The 23,138-nt window shown below is 42.2% G+C and carries 20 protein-coding genes; 5 read left to right on the top strand and 15 right to left on the bottom strand.

Features of this window, described 5'->3' with window-relative positions; all coding sequences use genetic code 11:
• Window positions 1–127 precede the first annotated feature (127 nt).
• From O6P32_RS09595 to O6P32_RS09580, 4 genes are all read right to left on the bottom strand, one after another.
• On the bottom strand, window positions 128–1,492 hold the full coding sequence (locus tag O6P32_RS09595) for an MATE family efflux transporter (protein WP_269878254.1): 1,365 nt from the start codon (window positions 1,490–1,492) through the stop codon (window positions 128–130).
• Between the two features lie 34 nt (window positions 1,493–1,526).
• Complete coding sequence (locus O6P32_RS09590) at window positions 1,527–2,807, bottom strand: voltage-gated chloride channel family protein (RefSeq protein ID WP_269878252.1); 1,281 nt, start codon at window positions 2,805–2,807, stop codon at window positions 1,527–1,529.
• A 262-nt stretch (window positions 2,808–3,069) separates the two neighbouring features.
• Window positions 3,070–4,104 carry a UDP-glucose 4-epimerase GalE gene (gene galE, locus O6P32_RS09585; RefSeq protein WP_269878251.1) on the bottom strand — a complete coding sequence of 345 codons (1,035 nt, stop codon included), beginning with the start codon at window positions 4,102–4,104 and terminating at the stop codon, window positions 3,070–3,072.
• Window positions 4,105–4,197: 93 nt separating this feature from the next.
• Window positions 4,198–5,865: a formate--tetrahydrofolate ligase gene (locus O6P32_RS09580; protein ID WP_269878250.1), complete on the bottom strand. Its 1,668-nt coding sequence runs from the start codon at window positions 5,863–5,865 to the stop codon at window positions 4,198–4,200.
• 95 nt (window positions 5,866–5,960) lie between these two features.
• On the opposite strand from O6P32_RS09580, the gene O6P32_RS09575 reads away from it, so the two are divergent.
• The 3 genes from O6P32_RS09575 to O6P32_RS09565 are packed head-to-tail and all read left to right on the top strand — an operon-like array spanning window position 5,961 to window position 9,742.
• The gene (locus tag O6P32_RS09575; protein ID WP_269878249.1) at window positions 5,961–6,452 is read left to right on the top strand and encodes a pyridoxamine 5'-phosphate oxidase family protein; all 492 of its coding nucleotides are present in this window, start codon (window positions 5,961–5,963) and stop codon (window positions 6,450–6,452) included.
• On the top strand, window positions 6,449–7,789 hold the full coding sequence (locus O6P32_RS09570; RefSeq protein WP_269878248.1) for an MATE family efflux transporter: 1,341 nt from the start codon (window positions 6,449–6,451) through the stop codon (window positions 7,787–7,789). The genes O6P32_RS09575 and O6P32_RS09570 overlap by 4 nt, the downstream gene beginning before the upstream one ends.
• A gap of 27 nt (window positions 7,790–7,816) precedes the next feature.
• Complete coding sequence (locus O6P32_RS09565; RefSeq protein WP_269878246.1) at window positions 7,817–9,742, top strand: SUMF1/EgtB/PvdO family nonheme iron enzyme; 1,926 nt, start codon at window positions 7,817–7,819, stop codon at window positions 9,740–9,742.
• 125 nt (window positions 9,743–9,867) lie between these two features.
• On the opposite strand, the gene O6P32_RS09560 is transcribed toward O6P32_RS09565, so the two are convergent.
• Genes O6P32_RS09560 through O6P32_RS09550 form a run of 3 tightly spaced genes read right to left on the bottom strand, consistent with a single transcriptional unit; the run spans window position 9,868 to window position 11,534 of the window.
• Window positions 9,868–10,317, bottom strand: coding sequence for a DUF4293 domain-containing protein (locus O6P32_RS09560; RefSeq protein ID WP_269878244.1), 450 nt, complete (start codon window positions 10,315–10,317; stop codon window positions 9,868–9,870).
• A gap of 22 nt (window positions 10,318–10,339) precedes the next feature.
• On the bottom strand, window positions 10,340–10,675 hold the full coding sequence (locus tag O6P32_RS09555) for a DNA-directed RNA polymerase subunit omega (protein ID WP_269878243.1): 336 nt from the start codon (window positions 10,673–10,675) through the stop codon (window positions 10,340–10,342).
• 25 nt (window positions 10,676–10,700) lie between these two features.
• Window positions 10,701–11,534 (bottom strand): outer membrane protein assembly factor BamD, encoded by an 834-nt coding sequence (locus O6P32_RS09550; protein ID WP_269878242.1) that lies wholly within the window; start codon window positions 11,532–11,534, stop codon window positions 10,701–10,703.
• Window positions 11,535–11,882: 348 nt separating this feature from the next.
• Here O6P32_RS09550 and uvrB point away from each other — a divergent pair, with 348 nt between their 5' ends.
• On the top strand, window positions 11,883–13,910 hold the full coding sequence (gene uvrB, locus O6P32_RS09545) for an excinuclease ABC subunit UvrB (RefSeq protein WP_269878241.1): 2,028 nt from the start codon (window positions 11,883–11,885) through the stop codon (window positions 13,908–13,910).
• A 21-nt stretch (window positions 13,911–13,931) separates the two neighbouring features.
• The gene (locus O6P32_RS09540) at window positions 13,932–14,483 is read left to right on the top strand and encodes a sugar O-acetyltransferase (RefSeq protein WP_269878240.1); all 552 of its coding nucleotides are present in this window, start codon (window positions 13,932–13,934) and stop codon (window positions 14,481–14,483) included.
• 289 nt (window positions 14,484–14,772) lie between these two features.
• Here the strand turns inward: O6P32_RS09540 and nqrF are convergent, their stop codons facing one another.
• The 8 genes from nqrF to O6P32_RS09500 all read right to left on the bottom strand — a co-directional run bounded on the left by nqrF (window position 14,773) and on the right by O6P32_RS09500 (window position 23,135).
• Entirely contained in the window at window positions 14,773–16,041 is a 1,269-nt protein-coding gene (gene nqrF, locus O6P32_RS09535) for an NADH:ubiquinone reductase (Na(+)-transporting) subunit F (protein ID WP_269878239.1), read from the bottom strand.
• 19 nt (window positions 16,042–16,060) lie between these two features.
• Window positions 16,061–16,684 (bottom strand): NADH:ubiquinone reductase (Na(+)-transporting) subunit E, encoded by a 624-nt coding sequence (gene nqrE, locus O6P32_RS09530; RefSeq protein ID WP_269878238.1) that lies wholly within the window; start codon window positions 16,682–16,684, stop codon window positions 16,061–16,063.
• Window positions 16,685–16,702: 18 nt separating this feature from the next.
• Window positions 16,703–17,341 (bottom strand): NADH:ubiquinone reductase (Na(+)-transporting) subunit D, encoded by a 639-nt coding sequence (locus O6P32_RS09525; protein WP_269878237.1) that lies wholly within the window; start codon window positions 17,339–17,341, stop codon window positions 16,703–16,705.
• Window positions 17,342–17,360: 19 nt separating this feature from the next.
• On the bottom strand, window positions 17,361–18,041 hold the full coding sequence (locus O6P32_RS09520) for a Na(+)-translocating NADH-quinone reductase subunit C (RefSeq protein WP_269878235.1): 681 nt from the start codon (window positions 18,039–18,041) through the stop codon (window positions 17,361–17,363).
• Window positions 18,042–18,055: 14 nt separating this feature from the next.
• The gene (locus O6P32_RS09515) at window positions 18,056–19,219 is read right to left on the bottom strand and encodes an NADH:ubiquinone reductase (Na(+)-transporting) subunit B (protein ID WP_269878233.1); all 1,164 of its coding nucleotides are present in this window, start codon (window positions 19,217–19,219) and stop codon (window positions 18,056–18,058) included.
• 72 nt (window positions 19,220–19,291) lie between these two features.
• Complete coding sequence (locus O6P32_RS09510; RefSeq protein ID WP_269878232.1) at window positions 19,292–20,641, bottom strand: Na(+)-translocating NADH-quinone reductase subunit A; 1,350 nt, start codon at window positions 20,639–20,641, stop codon at window positions 19,292–19,294.
• Between the two features lie 317 nt (window positions 20,642–20,958).
• On the bottom strand, window positions 20,959–21,750 hold the full coding sequence (locus O6P32_RS09505; protein ID WP_269878231.1) for a glycoside hydrolase family 16 protein: 792 nt from the start codon (window positions 21,748–21,750) through the stop codon (window positions 20,959–20,961).
• 11 nt (window positions 21,751–21,761) lie between these two features.
• Complete coding sequence (locus tag O6P32_RS09500) at window positions 21,762–23,135, bottom strand: C1 family peptidase (RefSeq protein WP_269878230.1); 1,374 nt, start codon at window positions 23,133–23,135, stop codon at window positions 21,762–21,764.
• Window positions 23,136–23,138 lie beyond the last annotated feature (3 nt).

Below are 23,138 nucleotides of genomic sequence, written 5' to 3'. Positions count from 1 at the left end.
CCCAACCCCTTAAAAATGGAGAAATTTGTCATCGGTACCGTATCCGACTCCAAATAACGCCATGTAGAAAGGTCTGATTTGACAATTTGAAATCTTCATTTACAAAGGAAAAAGGAGCAACGACATATTACATTTTGTCAGCCCGCTCGCGTGCAACAATCACCTTCAACCGGCGATACATATATGCAAAAGCTGGCACAAGGAATATTACTGCAAAAACCCAAGCCGTAGGGTCACCAAAGCAAATTGCCCAGAAGCCCCACAAAGGAACCGCTACCACACTAACCAAGATACGTGCTATCATCTCTGCCACACCGGAGAACATGGCCAGATTGGTATATCCTGCTCCCTGAATAGAATAGCGGAGAATACACAACATACCCAAAAACGGAAAGAACGAAACGGATACATGAAGGAATAAAGCAGCTTTCTCTATTATCTCATGTTCGGAAGCATCGACAAAAAGCAGAGTAAACCGTTCTGCAAATCCCCACAGAATACCGTTTACAATCACCACATAAATAACCATAAGCAATGTAGCCGACTTTACTCCCTGCCAAATTCGCTCCGGCTTTCCGGCTCCGTAATTCTGACCGCAATAGGTAGCCATCGCGATACCCAAACTTTCCAGCATACAGAGGAAGAACATCTTGATACGGATACCAGCTGTAAAAGCAGCCACACAAGCAGTTCCCAAGGCATTGTTCGCACTCTGCAACATGATGCTCCCGATGGCGGTAATGGAGAACTGCAGTCCCATCGGTGTACCGATATAAAGGAGCTGCTTGGCCAATTCCGGACGGAATTTACGGTCGGACGGAGTCATACGGAGAATCTCAAACTTTCGGTTCATGTACAGGTAGCACAATACAGCCGACACGCCTTGTGAAAAGACAGTAGCGATGGCTGCCCCTGCCACACCCCAACCGAAAACCAGGATACAGAGTAAATCGAGTAAAATATTCAATACTGTAGAAAACAGCAAAAACCAAAAAGGTGTCTTGCTGTCGCCCAATGCACGGATGATACTGGACAACAGGTTATAGAAAAAGGTACAAGGTACCCCGATAAAAGTAATCAGCAGATAATAATAGGCATTGTCGAATATTGTTTCCGGCGTCTGCATCACCCACAAAATAAATGCACAAAGCAAGCTGGTAATCAAAGCTATGATTACAGAAAGCAATGCGGCCAGTTTCAGACTGACTGCCACATAACGGCGCATCGTCACATAATCGTGCGCGCCAAACTTCTGCGCTACCGGAATACCGAATCCTCCGCAACAGCCGTTGCAGAATCCCAAAATAAGAAATACAACCGAGGTACTGGCTCCTACTGATGCCAGTGCATTGATTCCTAAAAATTTTCCTACAATAGCAGCATCGACCAATGAATAGGTTTGCTGCAGCAGGCTTCCCAACAACAAGGGAATTGTAAAATTGAATATCAACGGCAACGAAGCGCCGGATGTCATCTCTTTAGAGTGTGCCATAACTCTTTATCCTTAAAAACAATCTTTCTTATGCTTACTTTAATGTATGTCCCTTCTTTCTTAAATACAGCAGATGCTTGGGACTGCCTACTACCTGTGCTGTATAGATTCCGGTATGCCCTGAAAACAGATAAGCTACCACACAGGCTATGCCAATGTAAATACCCGGCTCAATACCAAAAAGTTCAATCCCCATCAGCGTACAAGCCACCGGAGTATTTGTTGCTCCTGCAAAAACAGCCACAAAACCCATTCCAGCCAGCAAAGACATAGGCAAAGGCAAAACAAAAGCCAGCGCACTGCCTAATGTGGCACCGACAAAGAACAACGGTGTAACTTCTCCCCCTTTAAAACCGACACCGATAGTAAAGGTGGTAAAAAGAAGCTTCAGCAGAAAATCGTACCACATCTGCTGCTCGGAAAAGGAAGCCACAATAGCAGGCACTCCCAAACCGATGTATTTCGTTGTACCCAATGCATATACAGCCAGTGCAATGATGATACCTCCTGCTACCGGACGTAAAGGAGGATAAGCAATGTATTTCTTGGCAAGATTTCCCCAAAAACCAATGGAGCGGGAAAAAAGCATCGCAGCAAGTCCGAAAAGAATACCGGCCACGCAAACCCACAGAATAGGAGCAACCTGAAGTTCCGGCACTACAGGAGCCGGGTAATGTGTATGAGCTACTCCCCAGCTATGACAAGTGAGATGAGCAAAAACAGCCGACAGAAAAGCCGGAAGAATGGCTTCGTATCGCATTCGTCCTACTACAATAACCTCCAGTCCGAACACTGCTCCCGCCAAAGGCGTACCGAATACGGAAGCAAAACCGGCACTGATACCCATCAGTACCATTACTTTATGATCGCGGCGATGCAAACGGAACAAGCGGGAAAACTGGTCGGCTATGGCTCCACCCATCTGTACTCCGGTACCTTCACGACCGGCGGATCCTCCGAAAAGATGAGTCAGAACCGTTCCGATATATACCAAAGGAGCCATACGGAAAGGAATAATGTCACGAGGAGAGCGAATTTCCTCTATCAGAAAATTATTGCCTTTAGCTGCTGTACCAGCCCAATAATGATACATCAGACCAATAACCAATCCGGCTAAAGGAAGAGCTGCTATAATCCATTTATGAGCTTCACGATAATCTGTTGCCCAATTTAAAGAGACCAGCAACAACGCGGATGCTGAGCCAATACACACTCCTGCCACACCTGACAGCAACAACCATTTTACCAAATAGGCCAATAAAGGCAACTGTTCTACCTTATGCCAGGCCCACCTATAACGAGTATCTTTTTCCATGTTCTCTCACAATTCGGGCGCAAAGATACAAATTCCCATTGAGGTGACAAACAAAAAACTGTCCCCCGGCTCACGCCGGAGAACAGTCACAACACAAACACAAAATAAAACACGACAAAACTACTATGCATCGACACTTCTCTGCACCCAAAGGAGCAGAAAGCATTTACACATATTCACATATCTACAAATGCCTTAAAAGTGTCTGCACTTAGTATAACACAAAAAGAGTGTTATTTGTTCGCATATTCTCCAAAAAAATTTATTGTATTCCTTCTTCACGAAGTTTTACTTGCCAATTCCAAGCAGAACGCAAGGTTTCTTCTATTGTTGTATCGGCTTTCCATCCCAATTCATTATTTGCGAATGAAGGATCTGCCCATACCTGTTCGATATCTCCGGCACGACGTCCTGTAATCTGATAGTTCAGTTTTACGCCTGTAGCACTTTCGAACGCGTGAATCAGTTCCAATACAGAAACTCCACGGCCTGTTCCGATATTGAACACTTCCACTTTTTCTTTCTGCTTCTTATCCATGATACGGTTCATTGCTATCACATGGGCTTTAGCCAAATCAACTACGTAAATATAGTCACGAATACAAGAACCGTCAGGAGTATTATAATCATCGCCAAAAACACTCAGTTTTTCGCGTATGCCCATTGCAGTCTGGGTAAGATACGGAACCAGATTCTGCGGTACACCGTTAGGAAGTTCACCAATCAATGCAGTAGGATGTGCCCCTATCGGATTGAAGTAACGAAGCAGAATAGCCTGTATCGGAGCTCCTGAAGCTACTGTATCACGAATGATTTCCTCATTAATCTGTTTGGTATTTCCATAAGGAGATTCAGCCTTCTTGATAGGAGCCTGCTCTGTAACCGGCAGTTTGTCAGGCTGTCCGTATACGGTACATGAAGAAGAGAAGATAATGCCTTCTACCTCATGTTTCGGCATCAGCTCAAGCAGATTAATCAATGAAACCAAATTGTTGCGATAATACAACAGAGGTTTCTGTACAGACTCACCGACAGCCTTGCTTGCTGCAAAGTGAATAATACCTTTAATTCCCGGATATTTGCTGAACACAGCATCCATTCCAGCATAGTCCAAGCAATCTACCTTTTCAAAAGCCGGACGAATACCTGTAATCTTTTCAATACTGTCTACGACTTCCGCACGTGAATTTGAAAGATTGTCGACAATAATCACTTCATATCCGTTATTCTGCAATTCCACTACTGTATGCGAACCAATATATCCGGTTCCACCAGTGACAAGGATTCTTTTCTTCATAAGAACAATTATTTTATTAATCAGGAATAATCTAAACAATCTTCTACAAAAGTAGAAATTATTCCTGAAGTTCGTTCGTTATACGGCCAAAATTTATGACAAACCTTCTATTTCTCCATTCACAATATCGATATGTAAAGCCTGAGGCTCTTTAGGCAATCCCGGCATACGCATAATTTCTCCGGCAATTACTACCAGCATCTCAGCTCCTGCATTCAGTACAATGTCGCGTACATGGAATTCAAAACCTTCTACCACACCATACTGTTTAGCATCGGTTGAGAATGAATATTGAGTCTTGGCAATACAGATAGGGAATTTTTCATATCCCAAACTTTCTGCCATCTTGATTTTCTTCTTAGCTGTAGCACTATATGTAATGATGCTGGCACCATATTGATCGCATGCCACTTTACGGATTTTTTCTTCAATGCTGTCTTTTTCTTCGTATGCAAAATGAAGAGGTTGAGAAGGTTTGTTTTCAATGGTATCCACAACCAGATTAGCCAACTCTACCGCTCCTGCTCCACCTTCCACAAAGGCATTGTTTACAGCAAAACCAATACCAATAGATTTACAGTGAGAACGTACAAATTCGATTTCTTCATCCGAATCATTTGCATAGCGGTTGAATGCAACTACAACGGTCTGACCGAATGACTGTAAGTTACGCAAGTGTTTTTCCAGATTGGCAAGTCCTTTATATAAACCTTCCATATTAGGTTCTTTTATCTTGTCAAGGCTGACTCCACCATGCATTTTCAATCCTTGTGCAGTAGCTACTATGACAGTCAGTTTAGGCTGCAATCCCGCCTTGCGACACTTGATATCATAAAATTTCTCTGCTCCCAAGTCAGCTCCGAAACCAGCCTCTGTAATTACATAATCGCCGAATGTCATAGCCAGTTTGGTAGCCAGCACAGAGTTACAACCGTGAGCAATGTTAGCAAACGGACCACCATGAACGAAAGCAGCTGTATGTTCTGTTGTCTGTACCAGGTTAGGAGAAATCGCATCCTTCAACAATACAGTAATGGCACCAGCCACACCCAGATCTTTTACAGTAAACGGCTTATTGTCGATAGTAAAGCCCAACAAAATATTTTCGATTCTACGGCGCAAATCATCTTCATCTGTAGCCAGACACAAAATTGCCATAATCTCGGAAGCTGGAGTGATATCAAATCCAGATTCACGGGTAATACCATTGGTTTTTCCTCCCAATCCGGTCACAATATAACGAAGGCCACGGTCGTTTACATCAAGCACACGATTCCACAAAACTTCTTTCAAGGCAAAGCCATTATCCTGATTCTGATACATATAGTTATCCAGCAAAGCCGCAATCATATTATGGGCAGAAGTAATGGCATGGAAGTCACCGGTAAAGTGCAAGTTGATTTTCTCCATCGGAAGAACCTGAGCATATCCACCTCCGGCTGCTCCACCTTTCATACCGAAACACGGACCCAAAGAAGGCTCACGCAATGCACAAATTGCTTTTTTGCCAATCTTATTAAGACCTAAAGCCAAACCAATAGACACCGTAGTCTTACCAATACCGGCTTTAGTCGGAGTAATAGCAGTAACCAGTATTAAGTTACTTTTCTTTACTTTTTCATCGTCTATCAATGTTTCAGGAACTTTTGCGATGTAACGTCCGTAATTTTGAATTTCTTCTACGGGGATATCATAGTCACGTGCAATCTGTTTAATCTTAGTCAGCTCAATACTACGAGCAATTTCGATGTCTGATTTCATAGTGTTCTTTTTATTTTAGAAAGCGCAAAGATACGAAAAAATAAATAACTTTGCCGCATCATTTTTGTGCATAAATAAACAGAATATATCGCATTATGAAATTCACCAATGAGCATGTACGACGTCAGGATCGTACATTAAACGAAACACGCGCATTTGAGATTTTAAAAGAAGGGGAATTTGGAATACTTTCCATGCAATCTGAGAACGGAGACGGAGCTTATGGTATCCCCTTAAGTTACGTATGGGACAGAGGAAATTCCATTTATATACATTGTGCTCCCGTAGGCAGAAAACTGAATTGTATCGATCGGTGCAATCGGGTTTCTTTTTGCGTAATAGGAAGAACCAAAGTACTTCCGGAACAGTTTACTACGGCCTACGAAAGTGTGGTCGTACAGGGAGAAGCCTATCATAGTCTACCGGATGCAGAACGTATGTCGGCCCTTTCTTTATTCATTAGCAAATACTGCCCGGAGCATAAGATAAAAGGCATGACATATGCTGAAAAATCTTTCTTCCGGACTGAGATTATCCGCATTGACATACAAGAAATAAGTGGAAAAAGCAAACCATTATTCGGATGAAATCATCAGCAACACATTATACCCACAAACAAATCTGGCTTATAACCTATCCTATTCTAATCAGTCTGTTGATGGAGCAGATGATTGGAATTACCGATACTGCCTTTTTAGGACGTGTAGGAGAAGTTGAGTTAGGAGCATCTGCCATTGCCGGTGTATATTACCTTGCTATTTTCATGATTGGATTCGGTTTTACCATCGGTTCTCAAATCTTAATAGCCCGACGCAATGGAGAAGAGCAATATCAGGCCATAGGAAATATTTTCTATCAAGGCATCTATTTTCTGATGACCATGAGTGCAGTTGTGTTTACCTTGTCGCAAATCTTTTCTGATGAGATTTTAGGATTCCTGATTTCGTCTCCTCACGTAAGAGATGCAGCAGCCGACTACATCCACTGGAGAGTATTCGGTTTCTTTTTCTCTTTCATCGGAGCTATGTTCCGTGCCTTCTTTGTCGGTACCACACAGACAAAGACACTGACACTGAATTCTATAGTCATGGTACTTTCTAATGTGATATTCAACTACACATTAATATTCGGTAAGTTCGGCTTTCCTGCTTTAGGCATTGCCGGAGCAGCCATCGGTTCTTCACTCGCAGAACTGGTCTCTGTCATCTTTTTCATCATTTATACAAGGAGACGAATTGATTACCGGAAATATGCCCTACATATTATTCCAGCATTCCGAGCCAAAGAACTTGTACAGATAATGCATATTTCCTTATGGACCATGATACAGAACTTCGTATCACTGTCTACCTGGTTTCTGTTTTTCATTTTCATAGAGCATTTAGGAGAACGACCTTTAGCTATCTCCAACATTATTCGCAGTGTATCGAGCTTACCGTTCATGACAGTAGCGGCTTTCTCCTCTACCTGCGGTTCTTTGATAAGCAATCAGATTGGAGCAGGCCATGTACATGAAGTACCTGCCCTTATCCGCCAACACATCCGCTTGTGCGCCTACATCGTACTCCCTCTTGTAGCGCTAATCGCTTTACTACCGATTCCGGTACTAAGTATTTATACAGACATTGAAGAACTGAAACAAGCCTGCATACCTACCTTATGGGTACTATGTTCTTCGTATCTGTTCATGATACCTGGTCATATTTATTTTCAAGCTGTATCCGGTACCGGAAACACAAGGGCAGCCTTCATACTGGAGATGGCTTCACTTTGCATTTACCTGATCTATACATCAATCATTGTAATGGGGCTAAAAGCTGATGTTGCTATCTGTTGGACAACTGAACATCTTTATGCATTTTGCATCGGTATAGTCAGCTACTTCTATATAAAGAAAGGAACATGGCAACATAAAAGAATTTGAATAAGAACTACTTTGACTAATAATTACATGAAAAAACTACAAACCTTTTTAACCGTCTGCTGTTCTTGCTTGATATGCAACAATCTATACAGCCAACGTATAGAGACTGTAAATATTCCTGCCGGAACTTTTTACATGGGAAGTACAGATGCTACTGCCGGAACCGATGAATCTCCCATCCATCCTGTGACACTGACCTATTCTTTCAGAATGGGTGTTACAGAAGTAACCAATGCACAGTTCGAAGAATTTATGCCCAGTCATAAGAAGTACAGAGGGAAAAACGGACTTTCCTGCAACGATAATGATGCAGTAGTTTATGTTTCGTATCAAGATGCCGTTGATTTCTGTACATGGCTCAGTAAAAAAGAAGGAAAAAACTACCGACTGCCTACCGAAGCCGAATGGGAATATGCCTGTCGTGCCGGAAGTTATACTCCATATAATACAGGAGATGCCCTTCCGGAAGAAATGTGCAAGAACCAAGTCATTGCCAGAGATTATCAACCTGTTTCTCTAAAGGTGGCTCAGTCGGCACCCAATGCTTTCGGGTTATACGATATGCACGGCAATGTAGAAGAATGGTGTTACGACTGGTATGGAGCATATAGCAGCGAAGCTCAAACCAATCCGGTAGGCCCGGACGAAGGAGAATACAAAATAACCCGAGGCGGAAGTCACCATACCCCTGTACAATATTTACGAAGTGCAACCCGAATGGCTATGATTCCGGAAGATAAACATAGTCTGACCGGATTCAGAGTGGTAGAGAGCGACTTCAACCCCATATCTTGCAGAATAGACAAAGAAAAAGCATTCTTTCTTCCTCCTATTCCTTATGTCATACCTCCTTCCAATAAAAAAATTCCTTTCTACAAACACAACCATCAACCCTCTCTTACCTGGTGCGATAACGGTGACTTACTCGCCGTCTGGTTTTCTGCCAATGAGGAAAACAGCAGAGAGATGGCTGTACTCTCATCCCGATTGAAGAAAGGCACAAGACAATGGAGCGAAGCTGAACTCTTTCTCAAAATACCGGGCCGGAATCTGACAGGAACATCTCTGTTCAACAATGGCAAAGGAGAACTGCTTCACCTGAATGGAGTAGAAGCTGCAGGCGACTGGCAAAACCTGATGATGATACTTCGCAGAAGCCATGATAATGGATTAAGCTGGAGCAAACCACAAATCATAGCTTCAGAGCATACCAAAAGACATCAAGTCATTTCAGGTACATCAAGATCGAAAGAAGGATACCTTATCCAGGCATGTGATGCCGGACCAGGAAGTCATGACGGAAGTGCCATTCATATCAGTAAAGATGAAGGTAAAACATGGACTGACCCTTGGGACGGAAAAGCCTTGCCCGACTTCAACAAAGATAAGCAGGGAAGTACTATTGCAGGAATACATGCAGGAGTAGTGGCCTTAAAAGACGGCACGCTTATGGCTTTAGGAAGAGGTAACAGTATCGTCAATCAGGAAGGAAAGAAAAGAATGCCTATGAGTTTGTCACACGATTTGGGTAAAACATGGACCTACTCTCCTTCTCCCTTCCCTCCCATCGACGGAGGACAGCGACTGGTATTGATGAGACTGAATGAAGGAGCTATTCTTCTTGTTTCGTTTACCGACCATCCGCAACGTACTCCGAAAAAAGAAAAAGGACTGACCTTTACTGCTGCCGATGGAACCACGTACACCGGATATGGAATGTACGCAGCCGTATCCTACGACGAGGGAAAGACCTGGCCCGTTAAAAAGCTACTGACAGACGGAACAACACGTTTTCTGAATGGAGGAGCATGGACTGGACATTTCATTATGGATGCCACTCATGCAGAACCCAGAGGTTATCTGGCAGGAACACAAACCCCGGATAATACAATACATATTGTAAGTAGCAACCTATATTACCAGTTCAATCTAAAATGGCTGGAAAAGAAATAATAGTTCTTAATCCAATTAATATCATTATCCCTTATACAGGAATACAAAAAAATCAAGCTTGGCTGAGAAAAGCAACCGCTTCACAAAGCCAAGCTTGATTTTTTATATTATAAATAAGTTCTCTATTAACGAAGTCTTTCGTACGCCTTTACCAGCATTTCATCTTTACCAATAGCACGTATTGCCAACCAATTCAATACAATAGCGACTAAAGGCAAACAAAGTGTCCACGACGGAGCAAAACTATTCTCCCCTTTCAACATCAGTACAAAAGTTACCAATGTAGCATAATAGCCGACCAGCAGAATAATGCTGAACAAAGTCAAACGAATCTGCAGCATACGCTTTCTATACAAGAAAATTGTTCCTAAAGCTACAAATCCTACCACCAGCAAAATTACAAACATAGCCCAAGGAGCATAATCGGCAGTACCGTCAGCGGCTACCAAAGCCAAATTGGTAAACTCTGTTACCGTATAGTCGGCAGCAATCAGATTACCAACCGGGAAAGACATCATAACTACCATCAGGATAGCTACGATCAGCAAATAAACTGTTTGAATACGCTGTATCATAATCGTAAACCGTATTCTATCTTTACTGCAGTTTTTCTTTCTCTTTCGCAGGGTTTCTATAATATACCTTTCCTTCGATATACTCCTGAGTAGCAATCAAAGTCGGCTTCGGAAGTTTTTCGTAATAACGAGAAATTTCAATCTGTTCTCTGTTTTCAAATACCTCTTCCAAGTTATCATTGTAAGACGCAAACTCCTGCAATTTCTTTGAAAGATCATTTTTCATTTCCACTGCAATCTGATTTGCACGTTTACCGATGATTGCCACTGTTTCGTATACATTACCAGTATCTTCGCACAATTCCATCATGTTACGAGTAACAGTATTCGTCGGAGCGTTTGTTTTTTTGTAATCCATAATTTCTTATTTAATTATAAACTGATTAATTTTCGTCATTCACATATTTGCTGGCATCTTTAAAGATAGCCTCTACTTCTTTCATATACTTGCTATCAGGAAACTCATTTTTGAATGCATAATATTCGTCAATGGTTTCGCGCATACGCTCAGCTTTCTTTTCCAAGACACTTTCCTTTGCCATATCATATTTGGCACGGAGAATCAAAATAGACAAATCCTCACGTCTCTGAGTGTACGGATATTCACGAAGAATATTCTGAGCAGTCACAACAGCAGCCAGATAGTTATTACCCGTACTACTGTATACGGTATTTCCGGTGTAAGACCCCAAATCGTAATACAACTTGGCAGAAAGATATTCCTTTTCTACCAGTTTATCCTGCAGTTCAAATATCATATTCTGGGCTATATCACGACGATTGCTTGTCGGGAAATATTCCAAAAACATCTGCAACTCATCGATAGCCTTGTATGTACTACTCTGATCCAATCGAGGTTCCGGAGTATCCAGATAAAGAGCCTTACCACTATGGAAACGGGCCAATTCGGTATAGGTACCGCGAGGATAAGTCGTATAATAGGTATTAAAATAGTGAGAAGCTGTTACAAAATCTCCCTGATTATAATAAGTCATAGCCAACATATACAAAGACTCCTCTCCGTTGGATGTACCTTTCATAATAGGTATCAACTCTTCAAGAATAGTTGCCGCTCTCGAGTTTTGTCCTTTCGCAAAATAAGCTTTTGCAGCTTCATATTTATATTCGTAGTCTGTGCTTTTCAGCACTTTATTATACTCTCCGCACGAAGATAAAACTCCGGCAGAAAGGAGACCTATAACGATGTACTTTTTCATGCTAATAAATATAGTTGTGCAAAATTACGTCTTTCCACCGAATAATACAATACAGCAACACGGTTTTTATATTAAAGCTTGTTTAAATTTCAGCGAAACGGGTTCAAACTCCGTAAGTTTGCCGACAGAAAGAGCTACTTCCACTCATAGTTCCAACGGAAAGGCCAGCTTCTGTTTCCTCTTTCCTCCTTTGGATAAAAAGCTGCAAAAAGCAACATTCCACAAAAGGAAATTAAAGAAACTGCAGAGAGAATTTCTTTTACTTTTGCCCCCGTCTGTCGGATGAACAAAAATAATTGTGTATTTTTACACGATATATTACAAATCAACTAATCTTGTCCGTATTTTATGAATTTCGAACTTGTATCAGACTATCAGCCGATGGGTGACCAGCCGGAAGCTATTGCACAACTGACTGAAGGAGTGAAAGCCGGCACACCGGCACAGACCTTATTGGGGGTAACCGGTTCGGGAAAGACATTTACCATAGCCAACGTAATCAAGAATATCAATAAGCCTACACTGATCTTGAGTCATAACAAGACATTGGCAGCCCAATTATATGGAGAATTCAAGAATTTCTTCCCCAATAATGCCGTAGAATACTATGTGTCTTATTACGACTACTATCAGCCGGAAGCATATATCCCGTCTACCGATACGTATATTGAAAAAGACCTTGCCATCAACGACGAAATAGACAAGCTGCGTCTGGCTGCTACCTCGGCCCTGCTGTCGGGAAGAAAGGATGTCATTGTAGTATCATCGGTATCCTGTATATACGGTATGGGAAATCCGTCTGATTTCTATAACAATGTCATCGAAGTAAAGAAAGGAAAACTGATAGACCGCAACGTATTTTTAAGACGTCTGGTAGACAGTCTTTATGTAAGGAACGATATCGAGCTGAACCGAGGAAATTTCCGCGTGAAAGGAGATACTGTGGATATTTACCTGGCATATACCGACAATTTGCTCCGTATTATTTTCTGGGATGACGAGATAGATGCCATCGAAGAAGTCGACCCCATTTCCGGACATCGGCTGGGCCGTTTCGACGAATACAAAATCTATCCGGCCAATCTGTTTATGACAACCAAGGAAAGTACCTTACGTGCCATCCATCAGATAGAAGACGACTTGACCAAACAAGTAGCCTATTTTGAAGAAATAGGAAAACCTTATGAGGCAAAACGTATTTACGAACGCGTGACGTACGACATGGAAATGCTCCGCGAACTGGGACATTGTTCGGGTATAGAGAACTATTCGCGTTACTTCGACGGAAGAGAAGCCGGCACACGGCCTTACTGTCTGCTGGATTTCTTCCCGGAAGATTTCCTCATCGTAATCGATGAAAGCCATGTCAGCGTACCGCAAATACGGGCTATGTATGGTGGAGACCGTGCCCGAAAAACCAACTTGGTAGAATATGGATTCCGCTTGCCTGCCGCCATGGACAACCGTCCGCTTAAGTTTGAGGAATTTCAGGAAATGGCCAAACAGGTGATTTACGTCAGTGCTACTCCTGCCGACTACGAATTAATACAAAGTGAAGGTATTGTGGTGGAACAGGTCATTCGTCCTACCGGTTTGCTGGATCCGGTCATCGAAGTACGCCCCAGTATGAATCAGGTAGACGACCTGATGGAAGAAATACAACAGCGCATCGAAGCAGAAGAACGTGTACTTGTCACGACTCTGACCAAGCGTATGGCCGAAGAACTGAGTGACTATCTGCTGCGCCACGATATCCGTTGTGCATATATACACAGCGATGTCGAGACTTTGGAGCGTGTAAAAATCATGGATGACCTGAGAGCGGGAGTATATGATGTGCTGATTGGAGTAAACCTGCTGCGTGAAGGACTGGACCTGCCCGAAGTGTCGCTGGTTGCGATTCTGGATGCCGACAAGGAAGGCTTCCTTCGTTCCCACCGTTCACTGACACAGACAGCCGGACGTGCAGCACGTAATGTCAACGGTAAAGTGATTATGTATGCCGATAAAATTACAGACAGTATGAAACAAACCATCGACGAGACCAACCGCCGACGGGAAAAACAGCTGGCTTACAACGAAGCGCATGGCATTACTCCCAAGCAGATTAAACGTGCACGAAACAATGCGCTTTCCAATCTGCAACCGGCTTCTTCGGAAACTCCAAAAGCTCCCAAAGCTTATTCCGATGCTCCGGAAACCATCACCGCTGCAGCAGACCCTATTGTACAATATATGTCGAAAGAGCAACTGCAGAAGAGCATAGAACGTACCCGAAAGCTGATGCAGGAAGCAGCCAAGAAACTGGACTTCATCGAAGCTGCACAATATCGCGACGAATTGCTCCGTATGGAAGAAATGCTGAAAGAGAAATAACACATAAACTCAATACGCACCATGAACGAACTGGAAAAAATGAGGAATGGTCTGCTTGCCGACTTTACTGCTCCCGATATACAGGAGAGTTTCCGGCACTGCAAAACCTTATTGGCAAAATTCCGTATGCTCTCCATGTATGATGATGAGTATAGAACAATTCTGGAAGAATTGATACCGGGAATACCGAAAAGTGCTGTCATCATGCCTCCTTTTCATTGCGACCACGGCAATGGGATACGTTTGGGAGAGCATGTATTCATCAATGCCAATTGTACCTTTCTGGATGGTGCCTTCATTACTATCGGGGCACATACACTGATAGGTCCTAACGTACAGATATACACGCCTCATCATCCTCTGAACTACCTGGAACGCCGTGAAGGGAAAGAATACTCCTACCCTGTCAGTATAGGTAGTGACTGCTGGATAGGAGGTGGAAGTATAATTCTTCCCGGCATTACTATCGGAGACCGTACCGTCATTGGGGCAGGCAGTGTAGTGACCAAAGATATCCCGTCGGATTGTGTGGCAGTGGGAAATCCGGCTGTAGTCAAGAAAAGATTGCTTTAAGATAGCAAGAATGGAAAGAGAGTGATGTGTGTCGAATAATTTAATCGACGACGTCGTACGGAAAATCAACGGCGCCAACTGTACAGCCAACGGCGCCGATTATCCGTACGACGTCGTCGTTTTAAACCAGCAAACAATATCACAGCATGATATTACTATAAAAAGTACCATTCCCTGCTGGTAATTCAAACTACAGTAATCGCAGTCACTTAGTCCGATATAAAAAAAAGAAAGAGAGCGTTTCAGAATCTGAAACGCTCTCTTTTCTTTATCTCGATTGAGTGAAAAATTATCCACCAAAGTTATCGTACATGATAGAAGATTCTTCAACGCCCAAGCTATCCAACATGCTAACCACAGCTTTTGACATCGGACCAGGACCACACATGTAGTATTCGATGTCTTCTGGAGCTTCGTGATCTTTCAAGTAAGTATTCAACATTACCTGATGAACGAATCCGGCAGTGTATTTTACACCAGCTGCATCTGCTGCAGGGTCCGGACGGTCCAGAGCCAAGTGGAAGTGGAAGTTCGGGAAGTCTTTTTCCAAAGCAAGGAAGTCTTCCAGATAGAATACTTCGTTCAATGCACGAGCACCGTAGAAGTAGTGCAATTCGCGGTCTGTAGTATGCAATGTACGAGTCATATGCATAATCTGTGCACGAAGCGGAGCCATACCGGCACCACCACCGACCCAAATCATTTCTTTCTTAGAATCGAAGATTGGGTGGAAGTCTCCGTAAGGACCACTCATCAACACCTTGTCACCCGGTTTCAGAGTAAAGATGTAAGAAGAAGCGATACCCGGATTTACATCCATAAATCCGCTACGGTCTGGTTTGAACGGAGGAGTAGCGATACGTACTGTCAACATGAACACGTCACCTTCTGCAGGATAGTTGGCCATAGAGTAAGCACGGATAGTTTCTTCCGGGTTCTTACATTTCAAGCCAAACAAACCGAATTTTTCCCAAGCTGGCAAATATTCGTCACCGATAAGGCTCTTATCAATGTCCTTGTTGTAATCCATTTCAAATTTAGGAATCTTAATCTGAGCATAAGAACCCGGGATAAAGTCCATGTGAGCACCTTTAGGCAACTGCACTTTGAACTCTTTGATAAAAGTAGCCACGTTCTTGTTTGAGATAACGGTACATTCGTACTCTTTTACACCCATTACAGATTCTGGCACCTTGATAGCCATATCACCTTTTACTTTTACCTGACATCCCAGACGCCAGTGGTCTTTCTGCTGTTTACGGCTAAAGTGGCTTACTTCTGAAGGAAGAATTTCACCACCACCTTCTACAACCTGACATTTACATTGTCCGCAAGAACCCTTACCACCACAAGCAGAAGGCAAGAATACATTGTTTACAGCCAATGTGTTCAACAGAGTAGAACCAGATTCTACTTCCAGCTGGTTCTCACCATTGATAGTCAATTTCACCTTACCCGATGCAACCAAGAAATTCTTGGCAACCAAGAGGATAACGACCAGCACAAGAATAGTCACAAGGAATACTCCAATGCTTGCTAAAATAAAATTCATATCCATTGTTTTATTCCTTTCTTTATTAGATGTTCAAACCAGAGAAACACATAAATGCCATTGCCATCAGACCTACAGTGATAAATGTGATACCCAATCCTTTCAACGGAGCAGGAACATCAGAGTAAGTCATCTTTTCACGGATAGCAGCCAAACCTACAATAGCCAGCAACCAACCGATACCAGATCCCAATGCATAAGAAATAGCATCACCGATACCACCGATAAACTTCGGATCGGAAGCTCCCAAGCCAATACGCTGCTGCATAAACAAAGAAGCACCCATGATGGCACAGTTTACAGCAATCAAAGGAAGGAAAATACCCAATGATGCATACAGAGAAGGACTGAAACGTTCTACAATCATTTCAACCAACTGTACGATAGCCGCAATTACGGCAATGAAAAGAATAAAGCTCAAGAAGCTCAAGTCGATACCCAGAATACCATCTGCTGCAAGTACTTTTGTCTGGAGCAAATAGTTTACCGGCAATGTTACTACCAATACGAATGTAACGGCAATACCCAAACCAAGAGCAGTCTTCACATTCTTCGATACAGCAAGGTATGAACACATACCCAAGAAGAACGCGAAAATCATATTGTCCACAAAGATAGAGCGGACGAATAAACTTATAAAGTGTTCCATAATTATTTCCTTATTTTATTATTCTTTTTCCTGCAATTCTTTGTGTTTTGCACGCTGGTACCAAATAATACAAGCAACGATAATCAATGCCATAGGAGGCATCAACATCAAACCGTTGTTTACATAACCGGCACTCTTAATTGCATCGTAATTCAAAATATTGAAACCAAGCAGAGTTCCTGAACCAAGCAGTTCACGGATGAATGCTACCATAACCAGAATCTTGGCATATCCCAAACCGTTTCCAATACCGTCCAGACAAGATTCCCACGGACCATTTGACATTGCAAAAGCTTCCAGACGTCCCATCAGGATACAGTTTGTAATAATCAAACCTACGTATACAGACAACTGTACGCTTACATCATACGCAAATGCTTTCAACAGTTCACTTACAATTGTTACCAATGCAGCTACTACTACCAACTGTACGATGATACGAATACGGTTAGGAATAGTTTTACGGATCAATGAAATTACTACATTGGAAAATGCTGTAATGATTGTTACTGAAAGACCCATTACAATAGCCGGCTCCAACTTAGAAGTTACGGCCAATGCAGAACAGATACCCAATACCTGAACGGTAACCGGGTTGTTCAAGCCCAACGGAGTAGAAAATACTTCTTTGTTTTTAGCTGAAAATAAACTTCCCATATGATTATCTCCTCCTTTTTTATTCTTTAGTAGTTAAAAATTTGGTATACTGTCCCATACAATCTTTCAACATTTTGTCTACTGCAACTGATGTGATTGTACCTCCAGAAATACCGTCTACCTGGAATTCCGGTTTTTCAACCTTACCGTTCTTTACAACACCCAGACCGATTGCTTCACCATCCAGTACATTCTTATCCTTGAATTCATTCTGGAAATGTTCTGTTGCAATTTCAGCACCCAGACCCGGAGTTTCAGAAGCATGAGAGAAATAAGTACCGTAAACAGTATTCTTGTCTTCATTCAATGCAACATATCCCCAGATAGCGCCCCACAATCCGGCACCGTATACAGGAATTACATATTTAGTCTGACCTTCGATTTCGCAAACGAACAAATGAGAACGTCCGTTTTCCTTGAAGTCTTTTTCATAAGCAGTTACAAAAGCTCCTTCATACGGAGTAAGTGTACCGTCTGCTGCTACCAGCATATCAGATTTTACAATCTTAGCAAATTCAGCCTCAGCATCCTGAACATTTTTAATTCCTAATGAAGAAAGGATCTGTTTTTTAGTATCCAGCTCTACGTTCTTTCCCTGAATATCGCGCAGAGAAGAGTTAACGAAAGCCAGCAAGAATGCTACGATAACAACCATTACCGAAGCATAAATGATAGTATAAGAGTTACTATTAGTATTCATTGTATATTCGGTTTTTACTTGTTAGACATAGCACGTTTTGCACGACGGGAAATATTGTTCTGAACCACTACATAGTCGATCAGCGGAGCAAAGATGTTCATCAGCAGGATAGCCAACATCATACCTTCTGGATAACCTGGGTTCAATACACGGATAATGATTGCCATAGCACCAATCAGGAAACCATATACAAACTTACCGTTTTCTGTACGTGAAGAAGTAACAGGGTCTGTTGCCATAAATACAGCACCAAAGCAGAAGCCACCCAAGCACAAGTGTTCATACCAAGGCATATGAGCGATTGAAGTATCAGGACCGATTGTATTGAAAATCCATCCCATTACAGCACCACCTACAAATACAGACAACATAGTCTTCCAGCTTGCCACGCCTGTCCACAAAAGGATTACTGCACCGATTGCAATAGCGATTACGCTAGTTTCACCGATAGAACCCGGAATCAAACCAGTCACCATATCCCAAGAGAATGCAGGACATTCTGCAACTTTAGCCACACCAAGAGGAGTAGCAGCAGTCAAACCGTCTACAGTCTGTCCCATACCGAAGATGCTGTTACCTGATACCCATACAGCATCACCAGACATTTTAGTAGGATAAGCAAAGAACAAGAATGCACGAGTAATCAATGCAGGGTTAAAGATATTCATACCTGTACCACCGAATACTTCTTTTGCAAAAATTACAGAGAAGGCAGTAGCAACAGCTAGCATCCACAACGGACAGTCTACCGGAACAATCATCGGAATCAACATACCAGAAACCAGGAAACCTTCCTGAATTTCTTCTTTCTTCCACTGAGCTACGATAAACTCAATACCCAAACCTACTACATAAGAAACAATGATTTTCGGCAATACAGCCAAGAAACCATATACAAATTTTTCAATAATGCTACCTTCGATACCTGCTGCAAGATAGTGCTGATAGCCTACGTTAAACATACCGAACAGCAATGCCGGTATCAATGCAATAACCACGATTGACATGATACGCTTACTATCAATCGCATCGTGGATATGCGTACCTGTCTTCGATGTTGTATTCGGAACGAACAAGAATGTTTCAAAACCGTCGAATACAGAACGAAGAGCATGGTATTTGCCTCCCTCTTCAAAGTTCGGCTTTATCTTGTCGAGATAATTTCTTAATGCTTTCATTTAGTTTTATTCTTTAAATTAGTTGACAAGGGAAAAGATTGATATTTTTCCACTCCTTGTTACCTTTATTTATTAACACATTTCACGACGGAGCATATCCAGTCCCTCACGAACGATACGCTGTAATTCCATCTTTGAAGAGCAAACAAATTCGCAAAGAGCGAAATCTTCCGGTGCAACTTCGTAGATACCCAACTGCTCCATGCGGTCAATGTCGCCAGCAATGATAGCCTTAATCAAATACTCAGGCATGATATCCATCGGGAGTACCTTATCGTATTCATTAGCCATAATCATATGACGTTCTCCACCTTTCACACGTGCATCGAGTGTATATTCTTTTTTACCCATCAACCAGCTGAAGTAAGAATGGCTTACACTAAACTGATTGAAACGAGGCATAATCCATCCCAACATTTCGTGTACATCATTTCCTTCCGGAATTACAGTCACCTGGCTATGGAAAGCGCCCAAGAAGCCGTTTGCTGGAATCTGCTTACCAGTCAACGGGTTACCACTGATATAGCGCAATTCTTTGTCTTTGTTTACATTGTCAGCCAACACATCTGTCAGCAATGCACCGACTTTCAACTTGCAATAAGCAGGTTTCTTTACTTCTGAACCAGTAATAGCTACGGTACGAGTCAAATCCACACGTCCTGTGTTGAACAAGCGACCAATAAAGATAACTGCTTGAGGATCGATAGTCCATACAGTTTCACCTTTATTAATAGGTGCAATGTGGTTAATTTGCACGCCCACATTTCCAGCCGGATGAGGACCGTCAAATGCTGTAACAGTCACATTCTTTGCCTGAGTCAAAGCAGATGACTTCTGATTCACACTCACATTTAAATAAGTCTTGGCCATTTTAGCCAAAGCATCAAGTCCTGTCTGGAAATTAGCTTCTTCACCTTTCAAAGCCACTTCGAAATCGGGAGCCAGCGGATTGCTATCGAATGCAGATACGAAAATTGCATTCGGTGCAATAGTAGGATCAGCTACTACATCATACGGACGCTGTTTGATAAATGCAAACATACCGGCATTCAGCAATGCTTCCTTCACTGCAGCACCATCCAACTGAGCTACATTTTTCTTGCCAAACTCTTCGAAATCTTGTTCAGCAGCAGCTTCAACTGTAATGCTTAACACTTTACGGCGGGCACCACGCTCCACACATGTCACTACGCCACTTACAGGCGATACAAATTTCACTTCAGGATGATTCTTGTCAATAAACAAGGGTCCTCCGGCCATTACATATTCCTGTTCTTTTACTACAACCTTCGGTGTAACACCTGTAAAATCATCGGGACACAAAGCATAGAATCCCGGCTCTTTTACAGCCATAACCTCAGCAGCAGCTTTGCCTTTCAGGTTTATGTCCAAGCCTTTACGCAATTTAATTACATTTGCCATATTGGGTTATAAAAATGGTTTACTAATTTGCGTGCAAAATTAAAGAAAAAATAAGTAAATAAAGAACAATTCTGCTGCGAATTAGAGAAATATTTCTTTAAAATAAAGAAGTCTTACAGATTTATCCACAAAGAGATACCGGGCACCTCAAAGCAACACCCAAACAAACAGCCTCCCTATCACAATGATAAAAACGACCGCCACAGCAGAATGGTATCAATATCCGATAAAGATGTAAAAATACAATAATTACCATCTAATTCCCAGCAACAAAAAAAAGGCTGCAAGGACATTCCCTTACAGCCTTCAAGCATTTGTTATTTCTCTTTCTGGTAATAACGTACCCAATCAATCTGCATTTCCACAGGAAGATCAAGAGTATCAACCTTTCCTACCCAGTTTCCTCCCAGCTGCATATCAATAAGCAGATAATAAGGACGATCAAACGGGAATTGCCCTTCTTTATCCGTCTCAATGCGAGGATAAGTCAGCGTATGTTTGTCATTGATAAAAAACACTACACTATCCGGATACATTTCCACCGCATATACATTATAATCATTCGGATTGATTGAAGCAGTTGTTCCCCGTTTCGGATTATCCAATATTCCCAAATGTTGGGTATAAACCGAATGCACAGTCTGATAAGCAATTGAATCATAGTTCAACCGTTCCATGATATCAATCTCACCCCCTGTCGGCCATACATATTTCTCTTCCTCAAAAGGCTTCAGCCAAATAGCAGGCCATGCTCCTGTACATCCTTCCAACTTTGCCTTCACCTCAATGCGGCCCCCATAAAATGCCCGCTTGCATTTGGTATACAATCCTCCTGTAATATAGGCAAGTGTATCCTTGGTTCTGTCGGGATTCATAATACCTTTCAGCACCAGATTGCCATTACGCATTTCATAACATGCCTCATTATCGGACATATGCTGTGCCCATTCCGGATGCCATCGGGGAATCTTTGACCATGTAGCTGTATCAAACGCTGTTCCTTCAAATTCATCCTCCCAAACAAGTCTCCAGCCATCTTTCCCCTTTTGAGAAGAGCAAGAGACCAGCGAGGTAAAAAACAACACTCCTAACAAGTAACTTAATTTCATAGCCGAAACTGTTATTCTTCAGAAGCAAACATCGGATCCCATGCCGGCAAGCGAACCGGTTTCTGTTTCAGGATATCCAATACTTTTTCCGGAACATATTTCTTTTCTACTACCAGGCGGAACATATATTCATCAAACCATTCATCAGTCATAATCATATGTCCCTGATATCCAGAAGATGCTCCCCAACTATTTTCCACCATCCACTTTTTAGGCTTACCGTTTTCATCCAAATCGACAGCCATCAAAGTCATTGCATGACTTGAGCCACTGGCAAAAGTCTGAATACGTTGTTTTTTATTCATGCCGAATGTGGTCCCCATCAATGAGTCATAGTCAAAATTGCGCAAATCAAGAACACCACGTTGACGATCCATAAATTTACCTACATCACACGAGAAGTACATCATCGTACTGTCTTTAATAGAAGCAATTGCCATCGCCTTGATATCCTCTATCGGCAAGTTCACATAAGTCCAGTTCTTTCCATCGTATGCATGGCGGTCGAAATCAATTTCATAACATTTATAATACTCACGGCTTGGATCATTCATCAGCATGACATAGTTGTTGGTCAAATCATTACCCAAGAATTCCTTGTAGAAGGATTGCGGCGTATATTCTTTTGTCACTCCATTAATAGTCCAAGAAAAGCGTTCAACCGGCTCACCAAAAGCCAAAGCCAACATCCGATATACTGTACCCAACATTTCTGTTTTTTTAGCTTCGAGAGCAGATGGTTTTACGCCTTTAGATGCTTCCTCACGAAGTTGCAGACCAAACTCTTTCAACTTCAATCCTACCAACCGGCTAATCTGAGCTGTGTTTTCACTGCTATATGTTTCCGGCATCACTTCAGAAGGTACGACACCATACTTGCCAATAATATCAGAAATACCAGTAAACTGCCCTCCATCATTCAGTGGATTACGGAACAACCACTCTACCATTTTATCATCCAAAGGCTTCTTACTGGTATCGATAATACCTTGCAGAAACAAATTGGCCTTTTCCAACTGATCATAGAAGAAACAATAATTCTGAGAAAAAGTCAATTCATCAAGTCCGTATTTAGCCATCATCTGGGCACGAAGCACATTCAATCCGGTAAACAGCCAGCAACGTCCTGACTGCTTCTGGTTAGTAATGCCATGTGACACCACCTTATGAGAAAAATGAGTATCAAAATTAGCCAGACTTTCCTGATTACGCGCCAACACACTGATATCAGTACCAGCCATTGCATTATGAATAGCCTTATCGGCTGCCGTATGTTTATAAGCTCCTTTTATTTTCCCGAGCATCTCCTGAGTAATTCCCCCATCCTGTGCCTGTACAGCAAGTGCAGTAGCCAACAGACATGCCAATGTCATGTGTTTTTTCATCGA

Source organism: Phocaeicola acetigenes, assembly GCF_027529745.1.
GTDB classification, from domain to species: Bacteria; Bacteroidota; Bacteroidia; order Bacteroidales; family Bacteroidaceae; genus Phocaeicola; species Phocaeicola acetigenes.
This window is presented reverse-complemented; position numbering and strand designations above follow the sequence as displayed.